Raw genomic sequence first — 24,460 nt, 5'->3', positions numbered from 1 at the left:
CCACTGGGCTGCCTCTTGAGCCCGGTGCGCGGCTGCGGGCCGGTGGGGGCTGGTCGCGCAGTTCCCCGCGCCCCTAAAGGGGCGCCCCCCCCGGTCAGGAGCAGACGGTGCCGCCCTGCGGGACCTTGCCGTCCAGGAGGTATGCGTCGACCGCTGTCGTCAGGCAGCGGTTGCCGCTGTTGTACGCCCCGTGTCCCTCGCCCTTGTAGGTGAGTTGGACGCCCACGCCCTGCCCCAGACGCTGGGCCATCTGCTGGGCGCCCGCGTACGGCGTCGCCGGGTCGCCCGTGTTGCCGATGACGAGGACGGGCGCCGAACCCTCCGCGCCCACGTCCGGTGTTTTCCAGCCGCCCTTGACGGGCCAGCCGGTGCAGCCGAGGAGGGACCAGGCGGCGCCCTCGCCGAAGACCGGTGAGGCGGCGCGGAATTCGGGGAGGAGCTTCCGGACGTCGTCGACGGAGTAGCGCTGCTCGGCGTCGACGCAGGAGATCGCCCGGTTGGCGGCCTGGAGGTTGCTGTAGTGCCCGTCCGGGGAGCGGCCGTTGAGGGCGTCGAAGAGGATCAGCAGCGTGGTGCCGGTGCCCCTGGTGGTGGCCTCCCGGAGCCCGGCGGTCAGGTACTTCCAGGTGTCCTTGGAGTAGAGGGCGGAGGCGATGCCGTTGACCGCCTCGTCCTGGGTGAGCCTGCGGCCGCTCTGGGTGGTGGGCAGCGGGCGCGCGTCGAGGTCCTTCAGCAGCGTGGTGATGCTGTCCAGCGTGGGGCAACCGGCGCCGGGAGTGCGGGTGGCGCAGTCCTTGAGGTAGTCGTCGAGGGCGAGTTGGAAGCCCTTGGCCTGGGCCAGGCTGCCCTGCGCGGGGTCCTGTGTCGGGTCCACCACGGCGTCGAGGACGGCATGTCCCACGTTCTTGGGGAACCGGTGCGCGTAGACGCCGCCCAGTTCGGTGCCGTAGGAGATGCCGAAGTAGTTCAGCTTGTCGTCGCCCAGGGCCGCGCGCAGCCGGTCTAGGTCGCGGGCGGCGTTCTCGGTGCCCACGTGGGGGAGCAGCTTGCCGGAGTTCCGGCCGCAGGCGTCGATGTACTCCTTGTTGGCCTTCAGGGTCGCCTGGAGCCCGGCGTCGTCGTCCGGGGTCGCGTCGATCTGCGCGGCGGCGTCCAGTTCGCTGTCGCTCTGGCAGCGCACGCCCGCGCTCTCGCCGACGCCGCGCGGGTCGAAGCTCACGAGGTCGTAGCGGTCCCGCAGCTTGTCGTAGCTGTCGGCCAGCGCGGGGAGGGTCGCGACGCCCGAGCCGCCGGGCCCGCCGAAGTTGAACACCAGCGAGCCGAGGCGGCGGCTCTTGTCGCGCGCCTTCATCCGGATCAGCGCGAGGTCGATCTTCTCGCCGTCCGGCTTCGCGTAGTCCAGGGGCACGGGCAGCTTGGCGCACTCCCAGTCCTTGCCGGGCGCCTTGCCGTCGCCGCCCTGGGCGGTGCTGGGCCCGGCACACGTGGACCAGCGCAGGGGCGCGCCGCCGCTCTTGGCGTCCGCGCCGTCCGTACGGTCCGCGCCGCCCGGGGCGCTGCCGCCACCGCCGCAGCCGGAGGTGACGAGGGCGACCGCGAGCGCGGCGGGAAGGAGGCCGGACCGTCGGCGCAGGGAGCTCATCCCACCGACTCTACGAGGCGAGGGATGCCGCGTCCCCGTGCAGGGGGGCGCTATCCGTGGGCGCGCAGGTGCGCGCAGCCTATCCGTTCGCCCACCGCCTCCACGAAGGCCGGGAACGACGTACGGGGGTCGTCCAGCCGGGTGTGCGTGCGGCCGGGGCCCGTGCGCATGGTGAAGACCGTGGGGCGGCCCGCGCAGTCGGCCCGTATCAGCGCGCCGTCCGCGTCGATGCGGCCGTGCGCCCGCCAGCCGGGGGCGGGCGGGCTGTCGCCCGTGAGCCCGTCGAACAGGGCGACGAGCCTGGGGCGGCCGACCATCGTGAAGCGCGCGGCCCACTGGCCGTCCCCGGCGATGGCACAGGTCTGGAAGTCGTCGTGGACGCTGCCCACGGTGTCGGTCAGCCGGTCCTCCACGGAGCCCTCCGCGGAGCCCTTCGACGGGTCCGCCGAGGGCTCCGGTGAGGGCTCCGACGACGGGTCGTCGACGCTGAGCCCGGGGATGGCGCAACGCCCCGACGCGGGGCCGGGGTTCACCCGTAAGGGCAGCATCGGAACGGCCGGGACGGCCCGCGCGCGCAGCCGCATGGGTGGCGCCGACGAGCAGCCGGTGACGGCGGCGGCCCGGTTGGCCGCGCGCACCAGCAGTACCCCGGTGTCCGGCGGGGACACCGCCGCGGGGAAGCCCGGGTGCCTGCCGTGCCCGGTGGCGTCCGCGTAGGAGCTGGTGAGCGTCACGACCGACGGCCTGCCGCCCACGTCGCAGCCCTGGGGGAGCACCAGCGCCCCGGCCCCGGCCGTCGTGAAGCCCGGCAGCCTTCCGGGCAGCGCGGTGTCGCCCCCTTCGAAGAGGCCGTCGAGCCAGGCGCGGCGCGGCCCGGCCGCCTCGGGCCCGGTGCCCAGCCGCAGCTCGACCCGCTGCTCGTACTCCCCGGCGCCTTTCCCGGCGCGCCAGCGGAGCGTGCAGAGCCCGGCGGGGTGCGCCCGGGAGGGCGCGCTCTCCTCGGCGACGCGGTCGTGCGCCCCGCCGCGGAACGGGCTGCCGTCCTCGGGCCAGGAGCCCCAGCAGTACGCGCGCCGGGCGAGCGGCGTGGACTGCGTCTGCCAGAGCGCCACCAGGGCGGCGACCAGCGCGGCGATGGCCAGGGCCCCCGTCAGGACCCTGCCCTTCCGCTCGGCGTGCCCGGCGGCCCGCAGCGTGCTGTACGACACCTTGTCCCCCGACCGTCCGTCACGGAACTCCTGTGCTGACGATCGTAGTTCGGGCCACTGACATTCGAGCCCACGGCGATCGGGCCACCGGTGATACGTGCTATGTGTCCTATGAGCAGATCTTGCCCGGTTGAGGAACCGTACCGTTCAACAGGTAGGCGTCCACAGCGTCCTTGACACACACGTTGCCGCTGTCGTATGCGCCATGGCCCTGGCCGCGGTACGTGAGCTCGACTCCTACGCCCGGACCCAGGGCCTGGGCCATCCGGTGGGCTCCCTCGTAAGGAGTCGCGGGGTCACCGGTGTTGCCGACGACGAGGACGGGTGCCGCGCCCTTCGCGCTCACGTCGGGTGTGCGCCACTCGCCCTTCACGGGCCAGCCGGTGCACTGCGTGAGGCTCCAGGCCATGAAGTCCCCGAAGACGGACGACGCCCGGCGGAACGCGGGCACCTTCGCGGCGATCTCGCCCGTCGTGTAGCGCTGGACACTGTCGGCACAGGTGACGGCGTTCAGTGCGGACTGGAGTGTGTTGTAGTGCCCGTCCTGGCCACGTCCGTTCAGCGAGTCGGCGAGCGACAGCAGCAGCCTGCCGTCGCCGTTCCCGGCGTCCTCGATGCCCTCGGTGAGGTAGTCCCAGAAGTCCTTGGAGTACAGCGCCTGCGCGATGCCGCCGGTGGCGAGCGCCCGCGTCAGGACGCGCCCCCCGGTGCCCGGGATCGGCTGCCGGTCCAGCCGTCGCAGCAGGTCGTTGATCTGCTGCTCGGTCGGGCAGTTGTCGGAGGTCTTCCCGCAGGACTCCAGGTAGTTGCCCAGGGCGAGCTGGAAGCCCTTCGCCTGCGCGAGCGCGCCCTGCTCGGCGTCGCTCGTGGGGTCCACCACCCCGTCGAAAAGGGCGCGGCCCACCTTGGCCGGAAACAAATGTGCGTAGACGCCGCCGAGTTCGGTGCCGTACGAGACACCGAAGTAATGCAGCTTCTCCTCGCCCAGCACCTGGCGGAGCAGATCCATGTCGCGTGCCGCGTTGGCCGTCCCCACATGGGGGAGGATCTTCCCCGAACGCTTGGCACACCCCTCGGCGTACTTGGCCACCCGGTCCACCAGGGCCCGCTGCTTCGCCTCGGTGTCCGGGGTGGCGTCGGCGGCGTAGTAGGCGTCCAGCTCCTTGTCGCCCATACAGGTGACGCCACTGCTCCGGCCCACGCCCCGGGGGTCGAAGCTGACCAGGTCGTAGCGCGTGCGCAGGCGCTTGTAGTCGTCGGCGAACGCGGGCAGCGTCGTGACCCCGGAGCCGCCCGGGCCGCCGAAGTTGAAGACGAGCGAGCCGATCCGGTGGGCCGGGTCCGTGGCCCTGGCGCGGATCAGCGCGATGCCGATCGTCTCGCCCCCGGGCGCGGCGTAGTCGAGCGGTGCCCGGAGCGTCGCGCACTCCCACTCGTTCCCGGGCGCCTTGCCCGCCGCCTTGTCGCCCTGTCCGCCGCTCGTGGCCGGGCACGCCTTCCAGGACAGCTTCTGCGGCTCCGACGCGGCCGCCACCGGCCGGTCGTCGCCCCCGCAGCCAGCGGCCGCGGTGGCCGCCGCCAGGGTCAGCAGCGTGGCCGTGAACAGCCCCCCGGCCCGTACGGATCTGGACACGGCGTACTCCCGGGGTCGGCGGCAGTGGGTCGACTGCCATCGTCCGGGCGCGCGGTGAGCGGCGCGCGCGGTGCGGGCGTACGGGTTAGTAGTCGCGTCGGCAGCCGCGTCAGTAGTCGCGGCCCACCCGGATCGTCATCGGGGTACGAACGTGATCTCCGTGGCCTTGATGCTCACCCAGACCGGCAGGCCCTCCTTCAGCCGCAGGTCCGCAACGGCCGACGGGGTGACCTCCGCGACGACGTCCGGATCGCCCGCCACCAGGACGCGCAGGCGTCCGCCCTGTGCCACGATTTCGCGGACTGTGCCCTGCCAGACGTTCCTGGGGCTGCCCGTCGGCCGCTCGGTGTGCAGCGACACCGCCTCCGGGCCCACGACGGCCAGCCCGTCGGCCGCCGTCCCGGGCAGCGGCTCCGCCACGACGAGGCTGGCGCCGCCGTGCAGCAGCAGCGTCCCCTCCGCGGTGGACGAGCCCGGCCAGGCGTTGCGGCCCAGCATCCGCGCCACCCAGGACGAGCGGGGGTGCCGCGTCAGCTCCGCCGGGGACGCGTACTGCACCGTACGGCCCTCCTCCAGTACGAGGACCCGGTCGGCCAGCGACACGGCCTCCACGGGGTCGTGCGTGACCATCAGGCAGACACCGGGGAAGCCGGCGAGGTGCGTGCGCAGCGTGTGCCGCACCTCCGCGCGCGTCGACTGGTCCAGCGCGGCCAGCGGTTCGTCCAGCAGGAGGAGGCGCGGGCGGGCCGCCAGGGCGCGGGCCAGTGCCACGCGCTGGGCCTGGCCGCCACTGAGGCCGCCCGGGCGCCGGGCCGCCAGGGCGCCCACGCCCAGGCGGTCGAGCCAGTACTGCGCCTCGCGGCGGGCTTCCGCTTTCGGTACGCCCTGGGCGCGCAGGCCGTACGCCGTGTTGGCGAGGGCGGTGAGGTGGGGGAAGAGGGCGTTGTCCTGGGGGACCCAGGCGATGCGCCTCCGGTGCGGCGGAAGTTTGGACGCTTCCGTGTCGCCAATGGTCAGAGGGCACGCTGTGGCCCTGTCCGTCAGGCCGAGGAGGGTGCGGAGGAGGGTGGTCTTTCCTGCGCCGTTGGGGCCTACGACCGCGACGGTGGTGCCGGGGTGCGCGTCGAGCTGTGTTGTCGTCGCGCCGGTGACCGTGATGTGCAGGGGGTGCGTTTGCGGCCCGCCGTCCGTCGTGGTGCGCGGGCGGTGCGGTTGTGGTGCGGGGCTGGGGCGGTACGGGCCCGCGGGGGCTGTCTGATTTACGGCCCCCGTGCTTTCGGTTGCGTACCCAGGAGCTTGCCGCAAATCCGACTTTACGCCCCCTGCTGGGCCCTTCCCGCCCCGGCCCCTCCCGTTGTATGGCGTCTGCGGGTCGGTTTTCGTTCTTGGTGTCAACCAGCGGCCTCGTAGCGCCAGCAGGATCGTCGTCGCTATCGCCAGCAGGAGGAGGGATACCGCCGTCGCTCCCTCCGGGTCGTCCTGGAGGAGCAGGTAGACCTGGAGGGGGAGGGTCTGGGTGGTGCCGGGGAGGTTGCCCGCGAAGGTGATCGTCGCGCCGAACTCGCCCAGGGCCCGCGCCCAGCTGAGTGCCGCTCCCGCGACGAGGCCGGGGGCCACCATGGGGAGCGTGATGGTGCGGAACACCCGCAGGGGTGCCGCGCCCAGGGACGTCGCCGTCTCCTCGTAGCGGGGGTGGAGGCCCGCCAGGGCTCCTTCGAGGCTGATGACCAGGAACGGCATCGCGACGAACGTCGACGCCGTCACCGCCCCAGCCGTCGAGAACGGCAGGGTGACGCCGAACCAGGACTCCAGCCACGGGCCCAGGACGCCCTTGCGGCCGTAGCCCTGGAGCAGGGCCACGCCCGCGACCGTCGGCGGCAGGACCATCGGCAGCATCACCAGACAGCGCACCAGCGGCTTGCCGGGGAAGTCCGTCCGCGCCAGCAGCCAGGCGAGCGGAACGCCCAGCAGCAGCGACAGCAGCAGCGCCCAGCCCGACACCAGTACCGAGAGCTCCAGTGCCTGCCGGACGTCGTGCGAGCCGAGCCGGGACGGGAGGGTGCCCCAGGGCGTGCGGGCCAGGATGCCGATCAGCGGCAGGAGCAGGAAGCCCACCGCCAGCGCGGCGGGTATTCCGAGCGCCCAGGGCGTGCGCCCCCGGCGCGTGCTGCTGGTCACGGCTGCTGGAAGCCCGCCGCGCGCAGCAGCTTCTGCGCCTCGTCGGAGCCGAGCCACTGCACGAAGTCGTCGGCCTCCTTGGTGTGCTTCGAGCCCTTCAGAGCGGCGGCCGGGTAGGCGGCCACCGCGTTCTGTGCGTCCGGGATGGTGATGGTCGAGACCTTGCCCTTCGCCGCGGCCGCGTCCGTCTGGTAGACGATCCCGGCGTCCGCCTCGCCGAGCGAGACCTTGCTCAGGACGGCCCGTACGTTCGGTTCCTGGGACACCGGCTTGACGGTCACGTGCTGCTGGTCGAGAACCTTCTTGCTGTAGCGGCCCACCGGGACCTGGGGCGCGGCCAGCACCACCTTGAGGTCGCCGCGGGAGAGGTCGGAGAGGCTCTTGACGCCCTTCGGGTTGCCCTCGGCGGTCGCGATGGTGAGCCGGTTCCTCGCGATGACCTTCGGGGTGTCCGTCGCCGACTTCAGGTCGCCCATCGTCTTGGTGTCGGCGGTGACGAGCGCGTCGGCGGGCGCGCCCTGGCGCACCTGCGCGGCGAGTTCCTGGGAGCCCGCGAAGGAGAACGTGACCTTCGTGCCCGGGTGCCCCCTCTCGTAGGCGTCACCCGCCTGCTTGAAGACGTCCGTCAGTGACGCGGCGGCGAGCACCGTGAGGGTCGTGGAGGGCTTGTCCTGTGCCTTGTCATCGCTCTTCCCGCTGCCGCAGGCGGCCAGCAGCGGGAGGGCGAGTGCCGCGGCCAGGGCGGCGCGTACGGGAGTGCGGTGCATCGGTTCTCCAGGTGCCGGTCAAGCGCGGTCGATGTGCACGTTGGTGGCCTTCACCCGGGCCACGGCCTCCATGCCGACGGCCAGGCCGAGCTCCTCGACGGCCTCCCTGGTGAGCAGCGAGACGAGGCGGTGCGGGCCCGCCTGGATCTCCACCTGGGCGGCCACGTCGCCGAGCTTGACGGCGGTGATGATGCCGGGGAAGGCGTTGCGGGCCGTGGTGTAGGCCGTCTCCTCGCCCTCCGGGCCGTTCGCCTCCGCGGCCAGGGCGACGGAGAACGCCGCCAGGTCGGAGCCGTCGATGGCGCGCTTGCCCGTCTCGTCCCGGCGCGTCGGGATCCGCCCCGCGTCGGCCCACCGGCGCACGGTGTCCGGGCTGACGCCGAGCAGGCGTGCCGCGCCGCCGATCGTGTAGGAGTGCATGCGCGTCACCGTAGGCGCTCGCGCCTCGCAGGTGCAAGGACGATTCCGCTGTCGCCCTGGCATGTGCGAGGCGGTCCGTCAGATCGCGCTCTTCCTCGTCAGGTAGCTGAAGGACACCCAGCCCGGCAGCACCGGCAGCCAGAGCGTCATCAGGCGGAACAGCAGCACGGCGGGCGTCGCCTGCTCGGCGGGCAGACCCGCGATCGTCAGCACACCGGTCAGCGCGATCTCGACGGCGCCGACGCCGCCCGGGGTCGGCGCCGCCGAACCCAGCGCGTTGGCCGTCAGGAAGACCACCGCGATGCTCGCGTAGCTCAGGTCGCCGCCGAACGCCCGGATCGAGGCGTCCAGGCACATCACGTTCGCCGCCGTCAGCAGCAGCATGCCGCCGATGCCCGCGAAGAGCTTCTGCGGCCGCTGGAGCACGTCCAGCATGCGCGGCACGACCCCCGCGAACAGCGACCGCACGCGCGTCGAGACGAACTTCCGTAGCACCGGGACGGCGGCCACGACGAGGACGAGCACCGCGGCCGTCAGCAGGCCGCCGATGATCGTGCGGGAGGGCCCGAGCGAGGAACTGCGCTCCGTGCCCGTCACATAGCCGAAGGACAGCAGCAGCACGATGTGACAGGCCAGGCCGAACAGCTGGGACGCGCCGACGCTCGCCACGGCCAGGCCCGGCCGGACCCCGGCGCGCTGCAGGAACCGTGTGTTCAGGGCCACGCCGCCCACCGCCGCGGGCGCGACGATCTTCACGAAGGAGCCCGCGACCTGCGCCAGCATCGTGCGGCCGAACGACACCTTCTCCGGCACGAAGCCGAGCAGGCTCATCGTGGCGGCGACGTAGGTCAGCGCCTGGAAGGCCACGGCCACCGCGACCCAGGCCCAGTTCGCCTTGGCCACGAGATCGCCCCACTGCACGTGGGTGATCTGCGACAGCAGGAAGTACGCGGCGAAGGCGCCCGCCACGAAGCTCAGCAGCGTCCGCAGCTTGATGCGCTCCAGACGCACGGGCTCTATCGGCGCCTGCGGCCGGATCAGCAGCACCTGCCGCCGGATCTGCGCGAGCAGGTCCTCCTCGCGGGCGCCCTCCAGCGCCTCGTCCATGGCCTTCTTCTGCGCCTGTCGCTCCGCCTTGAGGGCCTTGCGGTCCTCCGCCGGGAGCTCGGTGCCCGTCTCGGCCGCCCGTGCCTCCTTGGCCGCGCGGGCCGCCTCCAGGACCTGCTCCCGCTCGCGCTGCGCCCGCTCGCGGGCCAGCTGCCGCAGGGTCGCCCGGCTGATCCGGGTGAGGGCCAGCGGCTGCAGCAGCGGCAGGCTGTCGGCGATCGCGTCGGGCCCCAGCACCTCCACACCCGTGGCCACCGCGCGCTCCGCGCCGACCCGCAGGCCGAGCGTCACGAGCAACTGCGCGACGTCCATCCGCAGCACCAGGTCGCCTGCCGCGATCTCGCCGCCACGCAGGTCGGTGAGGACGACGTTGCCGGAACGATCCACCAGGAGGGCGTCGCCGTCGAGCCTGCGGTGGGCGATGCGCCGCGACTGCAGCGCCTGCACCTGCCGCCAGGCACCGGCCATCAGCTCGTCGGTGATCTCCTCGGTGGGCACGGCGCCGAGGGTGCGGCCGCCGATGTGCTCGTAGACGAGCATCACGGCGTCCGGGCCGAGCTCGGAGGTGGCGATCAGCTTGGGGGCGTTCGCGCCCGCGGCGATGGCCGCGTACGCGAGCAGCGCCTCCTGCTCCAGGGCCTGCCGGAGCGACTGCAGGCTGCGCGGCTGGGTGATGCCGCGCAGTGCCAGCCGCTGCCACAGCCGGTAGAAGAAGCCCTGCGCCTGCTGCTCGCGGTCGACGACCGTGACGTCGAGGGGCGGGCCGTCCTCCAGGGTGACGATGTAGCGGCGGCCCCGGTCGTTGTGGTGCGGCTCCGCGTCGGCGCTGTCCTCGGCGCGCAGCGCGGTCACCGGCTTGAAGCCGACACGGCGCAGCCCGGCGAGCAGATGGCGGCCGGTGGGCCGCACGTTCGGCGAGCCGACGGCGTAGAGCGTGCCGTAGGCGACCGTCCAGCCGATCAGCACGGTCGTGACGATCGAGAACGGTGTGGTGTAGCCGTTCACCAGGACCGCGAAGGCGTCCAGGAGCAGCACGACCCACATCACGACCCGCCAGCGCGGCCGCCGGGACATGCCGACGGCCGTCATATAGGCGATGACGGGCGCCAGATAGCCGTGCACCGGGTCGGTGAGTCCGCCGGTGGGGGCGGGCTGGGTCAGCGCGTCGCGGATCGAGGCGGGCGCGGTGTCGGCCACCCACAGGTCGGTGGCCAGGGACACACCGTGCGCCAGGACGGCGGCGAGGACGCCGTCGGCGATGCGCAGGCCGTCACGTTTGATGAGCCGCTCGATGGCGAACGCCACCGGGACGATGAAGATGGCGATGTTGGCCGCCAGGCCCGCGAAGTTCGCCAGCAGCTGCGGCGCCCGTCCGGTGCTCTCGCCGATGTCCTTCTCCAGGCCCTGCGTGGTGCCGTGGGCGAAGGCCGCGAGGGCCAGGACGAGGGCGATGCCGACGATGCCCAGGAACAGCCGCACGAGGTCGGCGGGCCGGTGCACACGGGCGGGCAGCAACGGCTCGTCGCCCGACACCTGGTCGATGTGCGTCTCACCGTCCTCGCAGGGGTACCCCTCGGGCGGGCCGGAAGGGCCGGAAGGGCCGGGAGAGCCGGCCGCCCTCCGGCCGGGGTGCCCCTCGGGGCCCGTGGCCGCGGAGCCGGGCAGCGCTCCGGGGGCGCGGTCGCCTCCGTGAGGTTCCGCGCCCTGCTCTCGCTCCGTCGTCTCGTCTCGGTCTCGTATCACCAGTCACCGCCCGGAAGATGGTGGCATGGCCCCGCCGGGCGAGGGGGCATCAGGGTGTATTTCGGGGGCGCGGACTCCGGATCGTACGCCCTGTAGTACGGATACGCACTCTGGGTGATCCTTCCGTGCCGGGCGCCGGGAGGCCGGCACGCCGGGCCGGGCGTGCCGTGCGGCAGTATGGGGCGCGTGAGCGAGGACGTACGGACGGGCCGCGGGGAGGCCGTCGAGCTCCCCGAGTACGCGGAGCGGGTGCTGGACGTCGCCGAGCGGATTCCGCCCGGCCGGGTGATGACCTACGGTGACGTCGCCGAGTGGCTGGGCGAGGGCGGACCCCGCCAGGTGGGCCGCGTCATGGCGCTCTACGGCGGCGCGGTGCCCTGGTGGCGCGTGGTCCGCTCGGACGGCGTCCTGCTGCCCGGACACGAGCTGCGCGCGCTCGCCCACTACCGCGAGGAAGGCACCCCGCTGCGCGAGGCGGGCCGCTCCGCCGAGGGACACGTGCCCCGGCTCGCCATGCGCCTGGCGCGCTGGGACGGCGGCTCCGGCTGAACCGGGGTGCAAGGCGTCACCTCCTTCGACCGAACCGGGGCACCGGATGTGACTCCTCACACCCGGCAGCACCCGCCGCCCCGAGGCACCGGCACCACACGGCGGCCGCGTCGGCCAGCGGCCCCAAGGGATTGCCCGGACGGGTGAAAGGCGTACGGCCGTGCGTCTGCCCGCAGGACGTTCAGCGCCCCAGGTGCCGACTGGCGTAGCGTCGGGACCCGCCGTCACACCCGGAACCCCCCTCCGGGGTGCCCGGCGCGACCCGCCGCACGACCCCCGCACCCCCACCAGGACCGGCTGACCACGTGAGCTCCTCTCCCTCTCCCGGCACGCCTGCCGCGACCGGTGCGCCCGGGCCCGCCCGTGCGCCGCGGCAGGCGCGGCGGCCCGCACAGGGCGCGTACCGCCTGGTGCGGACCCGGCCGGGCCCCACGGCCCTTCCTGAGCTGGACGCACGCCAGCGCGCCGTGGTTGACCACGAGGAAGGGCCGCTGCTGGTCCTCGCGGGGCCGGGCACGGGCAAGACGACCACGCTCGTCGAGGCCGTCGCCGACCGCGTGCTGCGGGGCACCGACCCCGAGCGCATCCTGGTCCTCACCTTCAGCCGCAAGGCCGCCGTCGAACTGCGCGACCGTACGACCGCCCGCCTCGGCGGCACCGCACGGGCCCCGCAGGCGACCACCTTCCACTCGTACTGCTACGCCCTCGTCCGCGCCCACCAGGACGCCGACCTGTTCGTCGACCCGCTGCGGCTGCTGTCCGGCCCCGAGCAGGACGCCGTCGTGCGCGAGCTGCTCGCAGGCCAGGCCGAGCTGGAGCGCGAAGGGCGGGGCGCGGTGCGCTGGCCCGACGAACTGCGCGCCTGCCTGACCACGCGCGGCTTCGCCGACGAGGTGCGCGCGGTGCTCGCCCGCAGCCGCGAACTGGGGCTCGGTTCGCACGAGCTGGCGGACTTCGCCCACCGCACCGGCCGCCCGGACTGGACGGCCGCCGCGTCCTTCCTCGCCGAGTACCTCGACCTGCTCGACCTGCGAGGCGTCCTCGACTACGCCGAACTCGTCCACCGCGCCGTGCTGCTCGCCGAACGGCCCGGGACCGGCGAGGAGCTCGCGCGCGCCTACGACGCCGTCTTCGTGGACGAGTACCAGGACACCGACGCCGCCCAGGCGCGGCTGCTGCGCGCCCTCGCGGGCGGCGGCCGGACGCTGGTCGCCTTCGGCGACCCCGACCAGTCGATCTACGCGTTCCGGGGCGCCGACGTGAACGGCATCCTCGACTTCCCGCACACCTTCCCCCGCCGGGACGGCACCCCCGCGCCCGTCGAGGTGCTCACCACCTCGCGCCGCTCCGCCGGGGACCTGCTCGCCGCCACCCGGCTGCTCACCGCCCGGATGCCCCTCACCCGCCTCCCGGCACAGGCCGTGCGCGCCCACCGGGAGCTGTCCGCCGTCCGCGGGGGCGGCCGGGTCGAGGCGTACACCTACCCGACCGCGGGCGCCGAGACCGACAACATCGCCGACATCCTGCGCCGCGCCCACCTGGAGGACGGCGTCCCCTGGCACGACATGGCCGTCCTCGTGCGCGCGGGTGCCCGCTCCATACCGTCCCTGCGGCGCGCCCTGACGTCCGCGGGCGTCCCCGTGGAGGTCGACGGCGACGACGTCCCCCTGCGCCACGAACCGGCGGTGGCCCCGCTGCTGGCCGCGCTGCGGGCGGTGGCGGAGCCCACCGCGGGGGAGACGCCCCGGCTGGACCCGGAGGTCGCGTTCGCCCTCCTGACGTCCCCCCTGGGCGGCATGGACGGCGCGGACCTGCGCCGTCTCGGCCGCGCCCTGCGCGAGGAGGAACGGGCCGCGGGCGACGCCCTTCCCCGGCCGTCCGACGTGCTCGTCGCCGAGGCCCTGGCCCAGCCGGAGCGGCTCGCCGCCCACGACCCCGCGTACGCCCGGGGCGCACAGCGCCTCGGCGCGCTCCTGCGGCGCACCCGCGAGCTCCTCGCGCGCGGCGGCACCGCCGAGGAGGCCCTCTGGGAACTGTGGAACGGCACCCCCTGGCCGCAGCGCCTGGAGCGCGCCGCCCACCGCGGCGGCGCCGCGGGCCGCAACGCCGACCGCGACCTGGACGCCGTGTGCGCGCTCTTCGAGACCGCGGCCCGCGCCGAGGAGCGCACCGGCGGCCGCGGCGCCCTGAACTTCCTCGACGAGCTGGAAGCGCAGGACATAGCGGCCGACACCCTCACCCGCAGGCCCGTACGCCCCGACGCCGTACGCCTCATGACCGCGCACCGCTCCAAGGGCCTGGAATGGCGCATCGTCGTCGTCGCGGGCGTCCAGGAAGGGCTCTGGCCCGACCTGCGGCGCCGCGGCTCGCTCCTGGAGGCCGACCGCATCGGGCGCGACGGCCTCGCCGAGCCGCTCAGCCCCGGCGCGCTGCTCGCCGAGGAGCGCCGCCTGTTCTACGTCGCCGCCACGCGCGCGCGTGAGCGCCTGGTCGTCACCGCCGTGAAGGGCGCCGCCGAGGACGGCGACCAGCCCTCCCGGTTCCTCACCGAACTGGGCACCGAACCCGTCGACGTCACCCAGCGCCCGCGCAGGCCCCTGGCCGTCGCCGCGCTGGTCGCCGAGCTGCGGGCCACCACCGTCGACCCCGCGGCCTCCGACGCCCTGCGGGCCGCCGCCGCCGAACGGCTCGCCCGGCTCGCCGCGCTGCGCGACGACGAGGACCAGCCGCTCGTACCGGCCGCCCACCCGTACCGCTGGTGGGGCCTGCTCGACCCGACGCACAGCGAGGTGCCGCTGCGCGACCGCACCCGGCCCGTCGCCCTGTCCGGGTCAGCCGTCGGCCAGCTCGCGGGCGCGACGGGCTCCTGCTCCCTCCAGTGGTTCCTCGGACGCGAGGTGAAGGCGGACGCCCCGGCCACCGCGGCCCAGGGCTTCGGCAACGTCGTGCACGTGCTCGCCGACGAGGTCGCCTCCGGCCGCACCCCCGCCGACCTCGCCGTCCTCATGGAGCGCCTCGACTCCGTGTGGGACGCGCTCACCTTCGACGCCCCCTGGAAGTCCGCCCAGGAGAAGGAGAACGCCCGCGCCGCCCTGGAGCGCTTCCTGCGCTGGCACGTGATGGAGCGCGGCGGCCGGGGGCCCGTCGCCACGGAGCACTCCTTCGAGGTCACCCTCAAGGCGGCCGGGCACCAGGTGCGCATCCGCGGCTCCATGGACCGCGTGGAGGCGGACGCCCACGGCCGCGCCTACGTCGTCGACTTCAAGACCGGCAAGGGCGGCGTCTCCGAACGCGAGGTCGCCCGCCACCCGCAGCTCGCCGTCTACCAGCTCGCCGTCGAGCACGGCGCCGTCGACGGGCTCTTCGACGGCGAACGGCCCGCCACGGGCGGCGCCGAGCTCGTGCACCTGCGCCAGGGCGCGGCCAAGAAGAACGGCGGGGACGCCGTCCCCAAGGTGCAGGCCCAGGAACCGCTGGACGGCGGCGAATGGGTCGGCGACCTCCTCGCCGAGGCGGCGGGCCGCATCCTGGACGAACGCTTCGCCCCGCGCCCCGGCGCCCACTGCGCCCACTGCTCCTTCCGCAGCGCCTGCACGGCCCGCCCGGAGGGGCGCCAGGTGGTGGAGTGAGCGGCGCGGGGGAGCCGGGGGAGACAGCCGGACCGGCCCTGACCTGCTGCGCTGCCGGGATGTCAGTGGTCCCGGTTAGCGTTTTGGACGTGACCTCGCGCCTGACCCACCCCGACCAGCTCAAGGAGCTGCTCGGCATCCCGTTCACCACGGAGCAGACGGCCTGCATCACCGCGCCGCCCGCCCCGCAGGTCATCGTGGCGGGCGCCGGGTCGGGCAAGACGACGGTGATGGCCGCCCGCGTCGTCTGGCTCGTCGGCACCGGACAGGTCGCCCCGGAGCAGGTCCTGGGGCTCACCTTCACCAACAAGGCGGCGGGCGAGCTCTCCGAGCGCGTCCGCAAGGCCCTCGCCGAGGCGGGGGTCACCGACCCCGACCCTCTGCCCGGCGGCGCCGAGGACACCCCCGGCGAGCCGCAGATCTCCACCTACCACGCCTTCGCGGGCCGCCTCCTCAAGGAGCACGGCCTGCGCATCGGCCTGGAGCCCAGCGCCCGGCTGCTCGCCGACGCCACCCGCTTCCAGCTCGCCGCCCGCGTCCTGCGCACCTCCCCGGGCCCGTACCCGGCGCTCACCCGCTCCTTCGGCGACCTCGTCGCCGACCTCCTCGCCCTCGACGGCGAGCTCGCCGAGCACCTCGTCCGCCCCCGCGAGCTGCGCGCGTACGACACCGGGCTGCTCACCGATCTGGAGGACGCCAAGCTCTCCAACGCCGACCTGCGCCGCGCCCCCGAGACCGCCCGCGCCCGGCTCGAACTCCTCGACCTGGTCGGCGCCTACCGCACGGCCAAGCGCGAGCGCGACCTGCTCGACTTCGGCGACCAGATCGCCCTCTCCGCCGAACTGGCCGCCACCAGGCCGGAGGTCGGGGAGATCATGCGCGAGCAGTTCCGCGTCGTCCTGCTCGACGAGTACCAGGACACCTCCGTCGCCCAGCGGATCCTGCTCTCCGGCCTCTTCGGCGGCGGCAGCGGCCACCCCGTCACCGCCGTCGGCGACCCCTGCCAGGCCATCTACGGCTGGCGCGGCGCCTCCGTGGCCAACCTGGACGACTTCCCGAGCCACTTCCCGTACGCCGACGGCCGCCCCGCCCAGCGCTTCGCGCTCAGCGAGAACCGCCGCAGCGGCGGCCGTCTCCTCGACCTCGCCAACGGGCTCGCCGCCCCGCTGCGCGAGCGCCACGAGGGCGTCGAGGCCCTGCGCCCCGCGCCCGGCGCCGAGCGGGACGGCGTGGTGCGCTGCGCCCTGCTGCCCACCCACGCGGAGGAGCTCGACTGGCTCGCAGACTCCCTCGCCCACCTGGTGCGCACGGGCACCCGGCCCGGCGACATCGCCGTCCTGTGCCGCACCGCCGCCGACTTCGCGCAGATCCAGGGCGCCCTGGTGGAGCGCGACATCCCCGTCGAGGTCGTCGGCCTCTCCGGGCTGCTGCACCTGCCCGAGATCGCCGACCTCGTCGCCGTCTGCGAGGTCCTCCAGGACCCCACCGCCAACGCCGCGCTCGTCCGGCTCCTGATCGGCCCCCGCTGGCGCGTCGGCCCGCGCGACCTGGCACTCCTCGGCCGCCTCGCCCGCACGCTCGTCCCCCACGGTGGCGGCGCGGACCCGGAGCGCAGGCTCGCCGAGGCCGTCGAGGGCGTCGACCCGGCCGAGGTCGTCTCCCTCGCCGACGCCCTCGACACGTTCCTCGTGCCCGCCGGGACCGCCGGGGGCGGCGAGGACGCCGGCCTGCCCTTCTCCGCCGAGGCCCGCGTCCGCTTCGCCCGTCTCGCGGCCGAACTCCGCGACCTGCGGCGTTCCCTCGCCGACCCGCTGATGGACGTCCTCCACCGGGTGCTCGCCACCACCGGCCTGGAGGTCGAGCTGTCCGCCTCCCCGCACGCGCTGGCCGCGCGCCGCAGGGAGACCCTCACACGCTTCCTGGACGTCGCCGCGGGCTTCGCCGCCGTCGACGGCGAGGCCGGCCTGCTCGCCTTCCTCGGCTTCCTGCGCACCGCCGAGCAGTACGAGAAGGGCCTCGACTCCTCCCTGCCCGGCGGGGAGGACACCGTCAAGATCCTCACCGCCCACAAGTCCAAGGGCCTGGAGTGGGACGTCGTCGCCGTCCCCGGGCTCGTCACCAAGACCTTCCCCAGCGAGCAGGGGCGCGACTCCTGGACCGCGCAGCCGAAGGTCCTGCCGCACGCGCTCCGCGGCGACGCGGACACTCTGCCCGACGTCGGCGCCTGGGACAGCAAGGGCATGGCCGCCTTCAAGGCGGCCATGAAGGACCACCAGCGCGTCGAGGAGCTCCGCCTCGGCTACGTCACCTTCACCCGCCCCCGCTCCCTGCTCCTCGGCTCCGGCCACTGGTGGGGCCCCAGCCAGAAGCAGCGCCGCGGCCCCTCCGACTTCCTCCAGGCCCTGCGCGCGCACTGCGAGGCGGGCCACGGCGAGATCGAGGCGTGGGCCGACGAGCCTGAGGAGGGCGCGGAGAACCCCGCCCTGGAGGAGCCGGAGACCGACCGCTCCTGGCCGCTGCCGCTCGACCCCGTCTCCCTGGCCCGCCGCCGCGCCGCCGCGGACGCCGTCCTCGCCCACCTCGACCGCCTGCCCGCCGACGAGGACGGGTCCGGCACGACCGTCCCGGACCCGCGGTCCGCCCACGACCCCGACTGGCCGCCGGTGCCGGAGGACGAGGACGCGTACGGCGATCCGTACGACGGCGGCCCGTACGACGACCCGGACGGTGAGGGCCCGGCCGACGAGGACCTCACCCACTGGGACAGCTGGGACAGCCTGCCGACGGCGCGCCCGGACACCGCGGCCCTGCCCGCTCCCCGGGAGAGCGTGGACGGGCCCGTGCCCGTGGACGAGGATCGGCCTGCGTACGAGGACCGGCCCCCGTACGACGAGCCGCCCGCGGACGGACCCACCGCACCGCACGACCGCTCGCTCACGCCCGAGGAGGCGCGGCTCGCCGCGTCCTGGGACCGGGACCTGGACGCGCTCGCCGGAGAGCTGCGCCGGGCCCGGGCACGCGTGCGCGACGTGGTCCTGCCCGCGTCCCTGAGCGCCGTGCAGCTCGTACGGCTCGCCGCGGACCCGGACGGCTTCGCCCAGGAGCTGGCCCGGCCCATGCCGCGCCCGCCGCAGCCCGCGGCCCGCCGCGGCACCCGCTTCCACGCCTGGATCGAGTCCCGCTTCGAGGCGCTGCCGCTCCCCATGCTCGGGCCGGACGAGCTGCCGGGCGGCGGCGAGGACGGCGCGGAGGCGCCCGAGATCGCCGACGAGCGGGACCTCACGGCGCTCAAGGAGGCCTTCGAGCGCACTCCGTACGCCCACCGCACGCCCTACCGCGTGGAGGCGCCGTTCCAGCTCACCCTCTCGGGCCGAGTGATCCGCGGCCGGGTTGACGCCGTCTACCGCGAGCGCGGCCCCCACGGCGACACGTACGAGATCGTCGACTGGAAGACGAGCCGCTCCCACGACGCGGACCCCCTCCAGCTCGCGATCTACCGCGTCGCCTGGGCCGAACAGTGCGGAGTGCCGCTGTCCGCCGTCACCGCCGCCTTCGTCTACGTACGCGACGGCGAGACCGTCCGCCCGGAGGGCCTCCCGGACCGCGCGGGGCTGGAGCGAATCCTGGCAGGCGATCTTCCGTGACCATGCCCGGTCATGGTCACGCCGTGTTGCCGGATAGGCTCGATGTCATGAGCGAGACCCCGGACAGCGCCGTCCGCGCGTATATCGACGAGCACCGTGCCGCGTTCCTCGAGGACCTGGTCGAGTGGCTCCGCATTCCCTCCGTGTCGGCCGACCCGGGGCGGGCCGCCGATGTGCGCCGCAGCGCCGACTGGCTGGCCGCGAAACTCAAGGAGACCGGCTTCCCGGCCGTCGAGGTCTGGGAGACGGACGGTGCCCCGGCCGTGTTCGCCGAGTGGCCCTCCGGCGACGACGCCGCTCCCACCGTCCTGGTCTACGGTCACCACGACGTGCAGCCCGCCGCCCGCGAGGACGGCTGGCACACCGAGCCCTTCGAGCCGGTCTTCGAGGACGGCAGGCTCTACGCGCGCGGTGCCGCCGACGACAAGGGCCAGGTCTTCTTCCACACCCTCGGTCTGCGTGCCCACCTCGCCGCGACCGGCCGGAGCGCGCCCGCCGTCAACCTCAAGCTGCTGATCGAGGGCGAGGAGGAGTCCGGCTCGCCGCACTTCCCGGCCCTCGTGCGCGAGCACGCCGACCGGCTCGCCTGCGACACCGTGATCGTCTCCGACACCGGCATGTGGTCCGAGGACACCCCGACCGTCTGCACGGGCATGCGCGGCCTCACGGACTGCCAGGTCGACCTGTACGGGCCGGGGCAGGACATCCACTCGGGCTCCTTCGGCGGTGCCGTGCCCAACCCGGCCACGGAGGCCGCCCGCCTCGTCGCCGCCCTGCACGACGAGGACCGCCGCGTGGCGATCCCCGGCTTCTACGACGGCGTCGTGGAGCTCACCGAGCGTGAGCGCGAGCTCTTCGCCGAGCTGCCCTTCGACGAGAAGCAGTGGCTGCGCATCGCGCACTCCCACGCGTCCCTCGGCGAGAAGGGCTACAGCACCCTGGAGCGCGTCTGGGCCCGCCCCACGGCCGAGGTCAACGGCATCGGCGGCGGCTACCAGGGCCCCGGCGGCAAGACGATCGTGCCCTCCACCGCACAGCTCAAGCTGTCCTTCCGGCTCGTCGCCGGGCAGGACACCGCCGCCGTGCAGCAGGCCGTGCGCGCGTGGGTGGCCGACACCCTGCCGGACGGCATCCGCCACGAGATCACGTTCTGGGGCGTGACCCGGCCCTGCCTGACCCCGCTCGACCACCCGTACCTCCAGTCGGTCGTCCGGGCCATGGGGCGCGCCTTCGGCCGGAAGATCCTGTTCACCCGCGAGGGCGGCTCGGGCCCCGCCGCCGACCTGCAGGACGTGCTCGGCGTCCCGGTGCTGTTCCTCGGCATCTCGGTGCCGTCGGACGGCTGGCACGCGCCCAACGAGAAGGTCGAGCTCGACCTCCTCATGAAGGGCGTCGAGACCAGCGCCCACCTCTGGTCCGACCTGGCCGAGGCCGGGCGGGACCAGTAGGCCCGAGCACTCCTGACCCGAGCGCTCTTGACGTACACCACCATTCGCAGGGGGAGTTGGAAGCAGCCGTGACCACCTGGACCGACCTGGCAGCCGCCCGGCCCATCACGCTGACCGGCGACAGCGGCATCGACCGCGCCGCGCACCACCGCCTCGACGAGGCGTGGCTCGCGGCGGCGTGGAGCCACCCGTCCACGAGGGTCTTCGTGGTCTCCGGCGGTCAGGTGCTGATCGACGACACCGCCGACGGCCGCACCGAGCTGGTGATGACCCCCGCCTTCGAGGCGCCCGTCACCGAGACGCACCGCTATTTCCTCGGGCAGGACGAGAAGGGCGTCGCCTACTTCGCCCTCCAGAAGGACGCGCTGCCGGGGCGGATGGACCAGTCGGCACGCCCGGCCGGACTCCGCGAGGCGGGGCTGCTGCTGGACCCGCGCGACGCCGGGCTGATGGTGCACGCGGTGGCCCTGGAGAACTGGCAGCGGCTGCACCGCTTCTGCTCGCGCTGCGGCGAGCGCACGGTGGTGGCGGCCGCGGGCCACATCCGCCGCTGCCCGGCCTGCGGCGCCGAGCACTACCCGCGGACCGACCCGGCCGTCATCATGCTCGTCCGGGACGCGGACGACCGGGCGCTGCTCGGGCGCCAGATGCACTGGCCGGAGGGCCGCTTCTCCACGCTCGCGGGCTTCGTCGAGCCGGGGGAGTCCATCGAGCAGGCCGTGCGCCGCGAGGTGGCCGAGGAGGCGGGCGTGGTCGTCGGCGACGTCGAGTACGTCGCCAGCCAGCCGTGGCCGTTCCCGTCGAGCCTGATGCTCGGCTTCATGGCCCGTGCCACGTCCTCCGAGATCCAGGTGGACGGCGAGGAGATCCACGAGGCCCGCTGGTTCTCGCGCGAGGAACTCCGCGCGGCCTTCGCCTCCGGCGAGGTCCTGCCCCCCACGGGCATCTCCATCGCGGCCCGCCTCCTGGAACTCTGGTACGGCGAACCACTCCCGCAGACGAGCGCTCTGTAAGGGCGGCGCGGGGGCTGAGGTGGCGCGCCCCGTAAGGGGCGCGGGGAACTGCGCGACCGGCCACACACGGCCGGTGGCCGCGCGCCGGGCGCAAGAGGCACCCCAATAGGCGCAGCCGAGGAGGCACTCCGGCGCACGCCGCAGGCAAAAGGCGCCGCAGCACACGATGCCGCATGCTGCGGCGCCAGCCGCGTCAGGCGGCGAGCGCTTCCTTGACCTGGGCCAGGGAAGGGTTGGTCATGGTGACCGGCACGCCACCACCGTGCGGCACGACCTGAACGGTCGGCACGGTCTGGTTGCCGTCGTTCACCTTCTCCACGAAGGCCGCGGATTCGGCGTCGTGCTCGATGTTGATCTCGTTGTAGGCGATTCCCTCGCGGTCCAGCTGGCTCTTGAGACGGCGGCAGTAGCCGCACCAGGTGGTGCTGTACATCGTCACGGTGCCCGACATGCGACCTCGTGCTCCTTAGGTGGTGGGTGTGATGCCAGTCGTAGAACGCGTGTCCGTCCGCCACCATTCCCGGGGGTTCCACGGCACGCCCGGCCCGGATTAGTACGACCGGTGGGCCGGCCCTGTGGACAACATTCCCGGTCGCCTCGGTGAACCTGGCAGCATGGCGGGGTGACAGCAGCAACGCACTCCACTCTCTTCCCGCGGGTCCCGGACTCCGCCGAAGCGGTGCTCGACGGGCTCGACCCCGAGCAGCGCGAGGTGGCGACGGCCCTCGCGGGCCCGGTGTGCGTGCTGGCGGGGGCGGGCACGGGCAAGACGCGGGCCATCACCCACCGGATCGCCTACGGCGTCCGCTCGGGGGTCCTCCAGCCCGCCAGTGTGCTCGCCGTCACCTTCACCAACCGCGCGGCCGGGGAGATGCGCGGCCGCCTCCGCCAGCTCGGCGCGGGCGGTGTGCAGGCGCGCACCTTCCACTCGGCGGCCCTGCGCCAGCTCCAGTACTTCTGGCCCAAGGCCGTGGGCGGCGAGCTGCCCCGTCTCGTCGAGCGCAAGGTCCAGCTCGTCGCCGAGGCCGCGGCCCGCTGCGGCGTCCGGCTCGACCGCAACGAGCTGCGGGACGTGACCGGCGAGATCGAATGGGCCAAGGTCACCCAGACCGTGCCCGAGGACTACGCCCCCGCCGCCGCCAAGGCCGGCCGCGAGGTCCCCCGCGACCCCGCCGAGATCGGCCGGATCTACGCCGGGTACGAGCAGCTCAAGCGCGACCGAGGCGTGATCGACTTCGAGGACGTCCTGCTGCTGACGGTCGGCGTGCTCCAGGAGCGGCACGACATCGCCGAGACGGTGCGCCGTCAGTACCAGCACTTCGTGGTCGACGAGTACCAGGACGTCAGCCCGCTCCAGCAGCGCCTCCTGGAGCTGTGGCTGGGCGACCGGGAGAATCTGTGCGTCGTCGGCGACGCCAGCCAGACCATCTATTCCTTCACCGGCGCCACCCCGGACCACCTGCTGGACTTCCGCACCCGCCACCCCGGCGCGACGGTGGTCAGACTCGTCCGCGACTACCGCTCCACCCCCCAGGTGGTCCACCTGGCCAACGGCATCCTCGCCCAGGCCCGGGGCCGGGCCGCCCGGCACCGCCTCGAACTGGTCTCGCAGCGCGAGCAGGGCCCGGAGCCCCGCTGCACGGAGTACGCGGACGAGCCGGCGGAGGCGGAGGGCGTCGCGCGCCGCATCCGTGAGCTCATCGCCTCCGGCGTCCCCGCCAGCGAGATCGCCGTCCTCTACCGCATCAACGCCCAGTCCGAGGTCTACGAGCAGGCGCTCGCCGACGTCGGGGTGCCCTTCCAGCTGCGCGGCGCCGAGCGCTTCTTCGAACGCCCCGAGGTGCGCGACGCCGTGCTGCTGTTGCGCGGCGCCGCCCGCGCGGGCGGCGGGACCGACCCCGGGCTCGCCGGGGCCCCGGACATGCCCTCCCAGGTGCGGGCCGTGCTCGGCACCCGTGGCTGGACGCCCGGGCCCCCGGCGGGCTCGGGCGCCGTCCGTGGCCGCTGGGAGTCCCTGGCGGCGTTGGTACGGCTCGCGGAGGACTTCGCGCGCTCCCGGCCCGGGGCGACCCTCGGTGACCTCTACACCGAGCTCGAGGAGCGGGCGAGCGCCCAGCACGCGCCCACCGTCGAGGGTGTGACACTCGCCTCACTCCACGCGGCCAAGGGCCTCGAATGGGACGCCGTCTTCCTCGTCGGGCTCACCGAGGGCATGCTGCCGATCACCTACGCCAAGACCGACGAGCAGATCGAGGAGGAGCGCCGCCTGCTCTACGTCGGCGTCACCCGGGCCCGTCGCGATCTCGCGCTGTCCTGGTCGCTGTCGCGGACCCCAGGCGGCCGCGCCTCCCGGCGGCCCACCCGCTTCCTCAACGGCCTGCGGCCCGGCTCCACCGCCGCCTGGGCGGCCCCGGGCGTGACGCGTGGCACCGCCTTCGCGGCGGGCGGCGAGCGGGGGCCCGTGCCCGCCAGGCGCCGTGCCCGCGGGCCCGTCCGCTGCCGGGTCTGCGGCAGCACGCTCACCGACGCGGGCGAGATCAAACTGATGCGCTGCGAGGACTGTCCCTCCGAGCTCGACGAGGCGCTCCACGAGCGGCTGCGCGACTGGCGCGCGGAGCAGGCGGCCCTGACGGGCCAGCCCGCCTACTGCGTCTTCACCGACAAGACCCTCCTCGCCATCGCCGAGGCCCGGCCGGGAACCGAATCGGAGCTGGCGGGCATCTCAGGAGTCGGAAGACGCAAGCTCGACAGGTTCGGCGCCGACGTCCTCGCCCTGTGCGCGGGCAGGCTCCTGGCCTCGGAAGACGCGTCCGAGGAGACCTCCGAGGACGCGCCGGAAGAAACTCCGGAAAAATAGTTTGCGCACGCGGAGGGCCTACCCATAGCCTTCCGAGCACGGAGTCAACGGCACTTTCGAGTTCCGGTGGATCCGTGCTGTACTGAATCGTCCCGTGACCGGTCCCGACCGGTCCCCTAGGCGCCGAGAGGAGGCGAAGACCAAATGATCAGCTTCAAGAGCAGCAACAAAATGACCGATCGTCCGGTCGTCGCCCTGCTTCCGCTCGGCAAGTCCTTCTCGTTCGCTCCCGCCTTCCAGGGCACCGGTCTGCCCGGCGCGGCCTTTGCCCCGGTCAATGAGCGACCGACCAAGGCGTCCGCGGTAGCAGCACTGGCACAGGCCCCGGCCTATGCCATGGAAGCGACGACCAACGGCGCCGGATCCCTGAACGCGCGGCACCAGCAGCACCTCACGATGTGGGCCTTCCGTGGGCTCGAACCCTGGAGAGATCCAGCCTGATCGGCATGATCAGGTCGGCACCTTCCAGGGCCGCGGAACCCACACCGGGATCCGCGGCCCTTTTGTTTGCCCCCTCGCCGAGGCGGGGGAACCAGCCCGGCCACAAGCCGGAACAACAGACGAGGAAACGACACCGTGCACATCAAGGCGCACACCCCGTCAGTAGCGACCGACCTGATCC

The 24,460-nt window shown here is 74.0% G+C and carries 15 protein-coding genes; 7 read left to right on the top strand and 8 right to left on the bottom strand.

The annotated features are described in order from the left end of the window. Positions 1–94: 94 nt before the first annotated feature. The 7 genes from K6I34_RS07520 to K6I34_RS07490 form a co-directional block, all read right to left on the bottom strand. The gene (locus tag K6I34_RS07520; protein WP_229323461.1) at positions 95–1,642 is read right to left on the bottom strand and encodes an alpha/beta hydrolase; all 1,548 of its coding nucleotides are present in this window, start codon (positions 1,640–1,642) and stop codon (positions 95–97) included. Positions 1,643–1,692: 50 nt separating this feature from the next. Beyond that, positions 1,693–2,850: a hypothetical protein gene (locus K6I34_RS07515; RefSeq protein ID WP_229323459.1), complete on the bottom strand. Its 1,158-nt coding sequence runs from the start codon at positions 2,848–2,850 to the stop codon at positions 1,693–1,695. 109 nt (positions 2,851–2,959) lie between these two features. After that, positions 2,960–4,483, bottom strand: coding sequence for an alpha/beta hydrolase (locus K6I34_RS07510; protein WP_229323457.1), 1,524 nt, complete (start codon positions 4,481–4,483; stop codon positions 2,960–2,962). 135 nt (positions 4,484–4,618) lie between these two features. After that, complete coding sequence (locus K6I34_RS07505) at positions 4,619–6,661, bottom strand: ABC transporter permease (protein WP_229323455.1); 2,043 nt, start codon at positions 6,659–6,661, stop codon at positions 4,619–4,621. Next, positions 6,658–7,428, bottom strand: coding sequence for a molybdate ABC transporter substrate-binding protein (modA, locus tag K6I34_RS07500; protein WP_229323453.1), 771 nt, complete (start codon positions 7,426–7,428; stop codon positions 6,658–6,660). The genes K6I34_RS07505 and modA overlap by 4 nt, the downstream gene beginning before the upstream one ends. Positions 7,429–7,446: 18 nt before the next feature. Then, positions 7,447–7,848 (bottom strand): molybdopterin-binding protein, encoded by a 402-nt coding sequence (locus tag K6I34_RS07495; protein WP_229323451.1) that lies wholly within the window; start codon positions 7,846–7,848, stop codon positions 7,447–7,449. Between the two features lie 78 nt (positions 7,849–7,926). Continuing rightward, positions 7,927–10,488, bottom strand: coding sequence for a YbhN family protein (locus tag K6I34_RS07490; RefSeq protein WP_374230846.1), 2,562 nt, complete (start codon positions 10,486–10,488; stop codon positions 7,927–7,929). A 387-nt stretch (positions 10,489–10,875) separates the two neighbouring features. Between K6I34_RS07490 and K6I34_RS07485 the strand changes: the two genes are divergently transcribed. From K6I34_RS07485 to nudC, 5 genes are all read left to right on the top strand, one after another. After that, on the top strand, positions 10,876–11,247 hold the full coding sequence (locus K6I34_RS07485) for an MGMT family protein (protein WP_229323447.1): 372 nt from the start codon (positions 10,876–10,878) through the stop codon (positions 11,245–11,247). Positions 11,248–11,657: 410 nt separating this feature from the next. Continuing rightward, entirely contained in the window at positions 11,658–14,876 is a 3,219-nt protein-coding gene (locus K6I34_RS07480) for an ATP-dependent DNA helicase (protein WP_308293974.1), read from the top strand. A gap of 89 nt (positions 14,877–14,965) precedes the next feature. Continuing rightward, a complete protein-coding gene (locus tag K6I34_RS07475; RefSeq protein ID WP_229323445.1) occupies positions 14,966–18,520 on the top strand; it encodes an ATP-dependent DNA helicase in 3,555 nt (1,184 codons plus the stop codon). Positions 18,521–18,567: 47 nt separating this feature from the next. Beyond that, positions 18,568–19,968 (top strand): dipeptidase, encoded by a 1,401-nt coding sequence (locus K6I34_RS07470; RefSeq protein ID WP_229323443.1) that lies wholly within the window; start codon positions 18,568–18,570, stop codon positions 19,966–19,968. Between the two features lie 68 nt (positions 19,969–20,036). Continuing rightward, positions 20,037–20,981, top strand: coding sequence for an NAD(+) diphosphatase (nudC, locus tag K6I34_RS07465; protein ID WP_229323441.1), 945 nt, complete (start codon positions 20,037–20,039; stop codon positions 20,979–20,981). Positions 20,982–21,174: 193 nt separating this feature from the next. On the opposite strand, the gene K6I34_RS07460 is transcribed toward nudC, so the two are convergent. Continuing rightward, positions 21,175–21,432: a mycoredoxin gene (locus K6I34_RS07460; protein WP_229323439.1), complete on the bottom strand. Its 258-nt coding sequence runs from the start codon at positions 21,430–21,432 to the stop codon at positions 21,175–21,177. A gap of 171 nt (positions 21,433–21,603) precedes the next feature. Here K6I34_RS07460 and K6I34_RS07455 point away from each other — a divergent pair, with 171 nt between their 5' ends. Both K6I34_RS07455 and K6I34_RS07450 read left to right on the top strand, forming a co-directional pair. Beyond that, the gene (locus K6I34_RS07455; protein ID WP_229323437.1) at positions 21,604–23,838 is read left to right on the top strand and encodes an ATP-dependent DNA helicase UvrD2; all 2,235 of its coding nucleotides are present in this window, start codon (positions 21,604–21,606) and stop codon (positions 23,836–23,838) included. Positions 23,839–23,982: 144 nt separating this feature from the next. Beyond that, positions 23,983–24,279, top strand: a complete 297-nt coding sequence (locus tag K6I34_RS07450; protein ID WP_229323435.1) for a hypothetical protein — start codon at positions 23,983–23,985, stop codon at positions 24,277–24,279. Positions 24,280–24,460 lie beyond the last annotated feature (181 nt).

This window comes from Streptomyces sp. UNOC14_S4, assembly GCF_020740835.1.
In the GTDB taxonomy this organism is placed as follows: Bacteria; Actinomycetota; Actinomycetes; order Streptomycetales; family Streptomycetaceae; genus Streptomyces.
Note: the sequence above shows the minus strand (reverse complement) of the source record. Positions and strands in the feature narration are given on the sequence as shown.

Excerpts from the sequence above, each read along its gene's own strand:
- K6I34_RS07520 (WP_229323461.1), bottom strand. The coding sequence starts at position 1,642 with ATGAGCTCCCTGCGCCGACGGTCCGGCCTCCTTCCCGCCGCGCTCGCG.
- modA (WP_229323453.1), bottom strand. The coding sequence starts at position 7,428 with ATGCACCGCACTCCCGTACGCGCCGCCCTGGCCGCGGCACTCGCCCTC.
- K6I34_RS07495 (WP_229323451.1), bottom strand. The coding sequence starts at position 7,848 with ATGCACTCCTACACGATCGGCGGCGCGGCACGCCTGCTCGGCGTCAGC.
- K6I34_RS07485 (WP_229323447.1), top strand. The coding sequence starts at position 10,876 with ATGGGGCGCGTGAGCGAGGACGTACGGACGGGCCGCGGGGAGGCCGTC.
- K6I34_RS07470 (WP_229323443.1), top strand. The coding sequence starts at position 18,568 with ATGAGCGAGACCCCGGACAGCGCCGTCCGCGCGTATATCGACGAGCAC.
- K6I34_RS07460 (WP_229323439.1), bottom strand. The coding sequence starts at position 21,432 with ATGTCGGGCACCGTGACGATGTACAGCACCACCTGGTGCGGCTACTGC.
- K6I34_RS07450 (WP_229323435.1), top strand. The coding sequence starts at position 23,983 with ATGATCAGCTTCAAGAGCAGCAACAAAATGACCGATCGTCCGGTCGTC.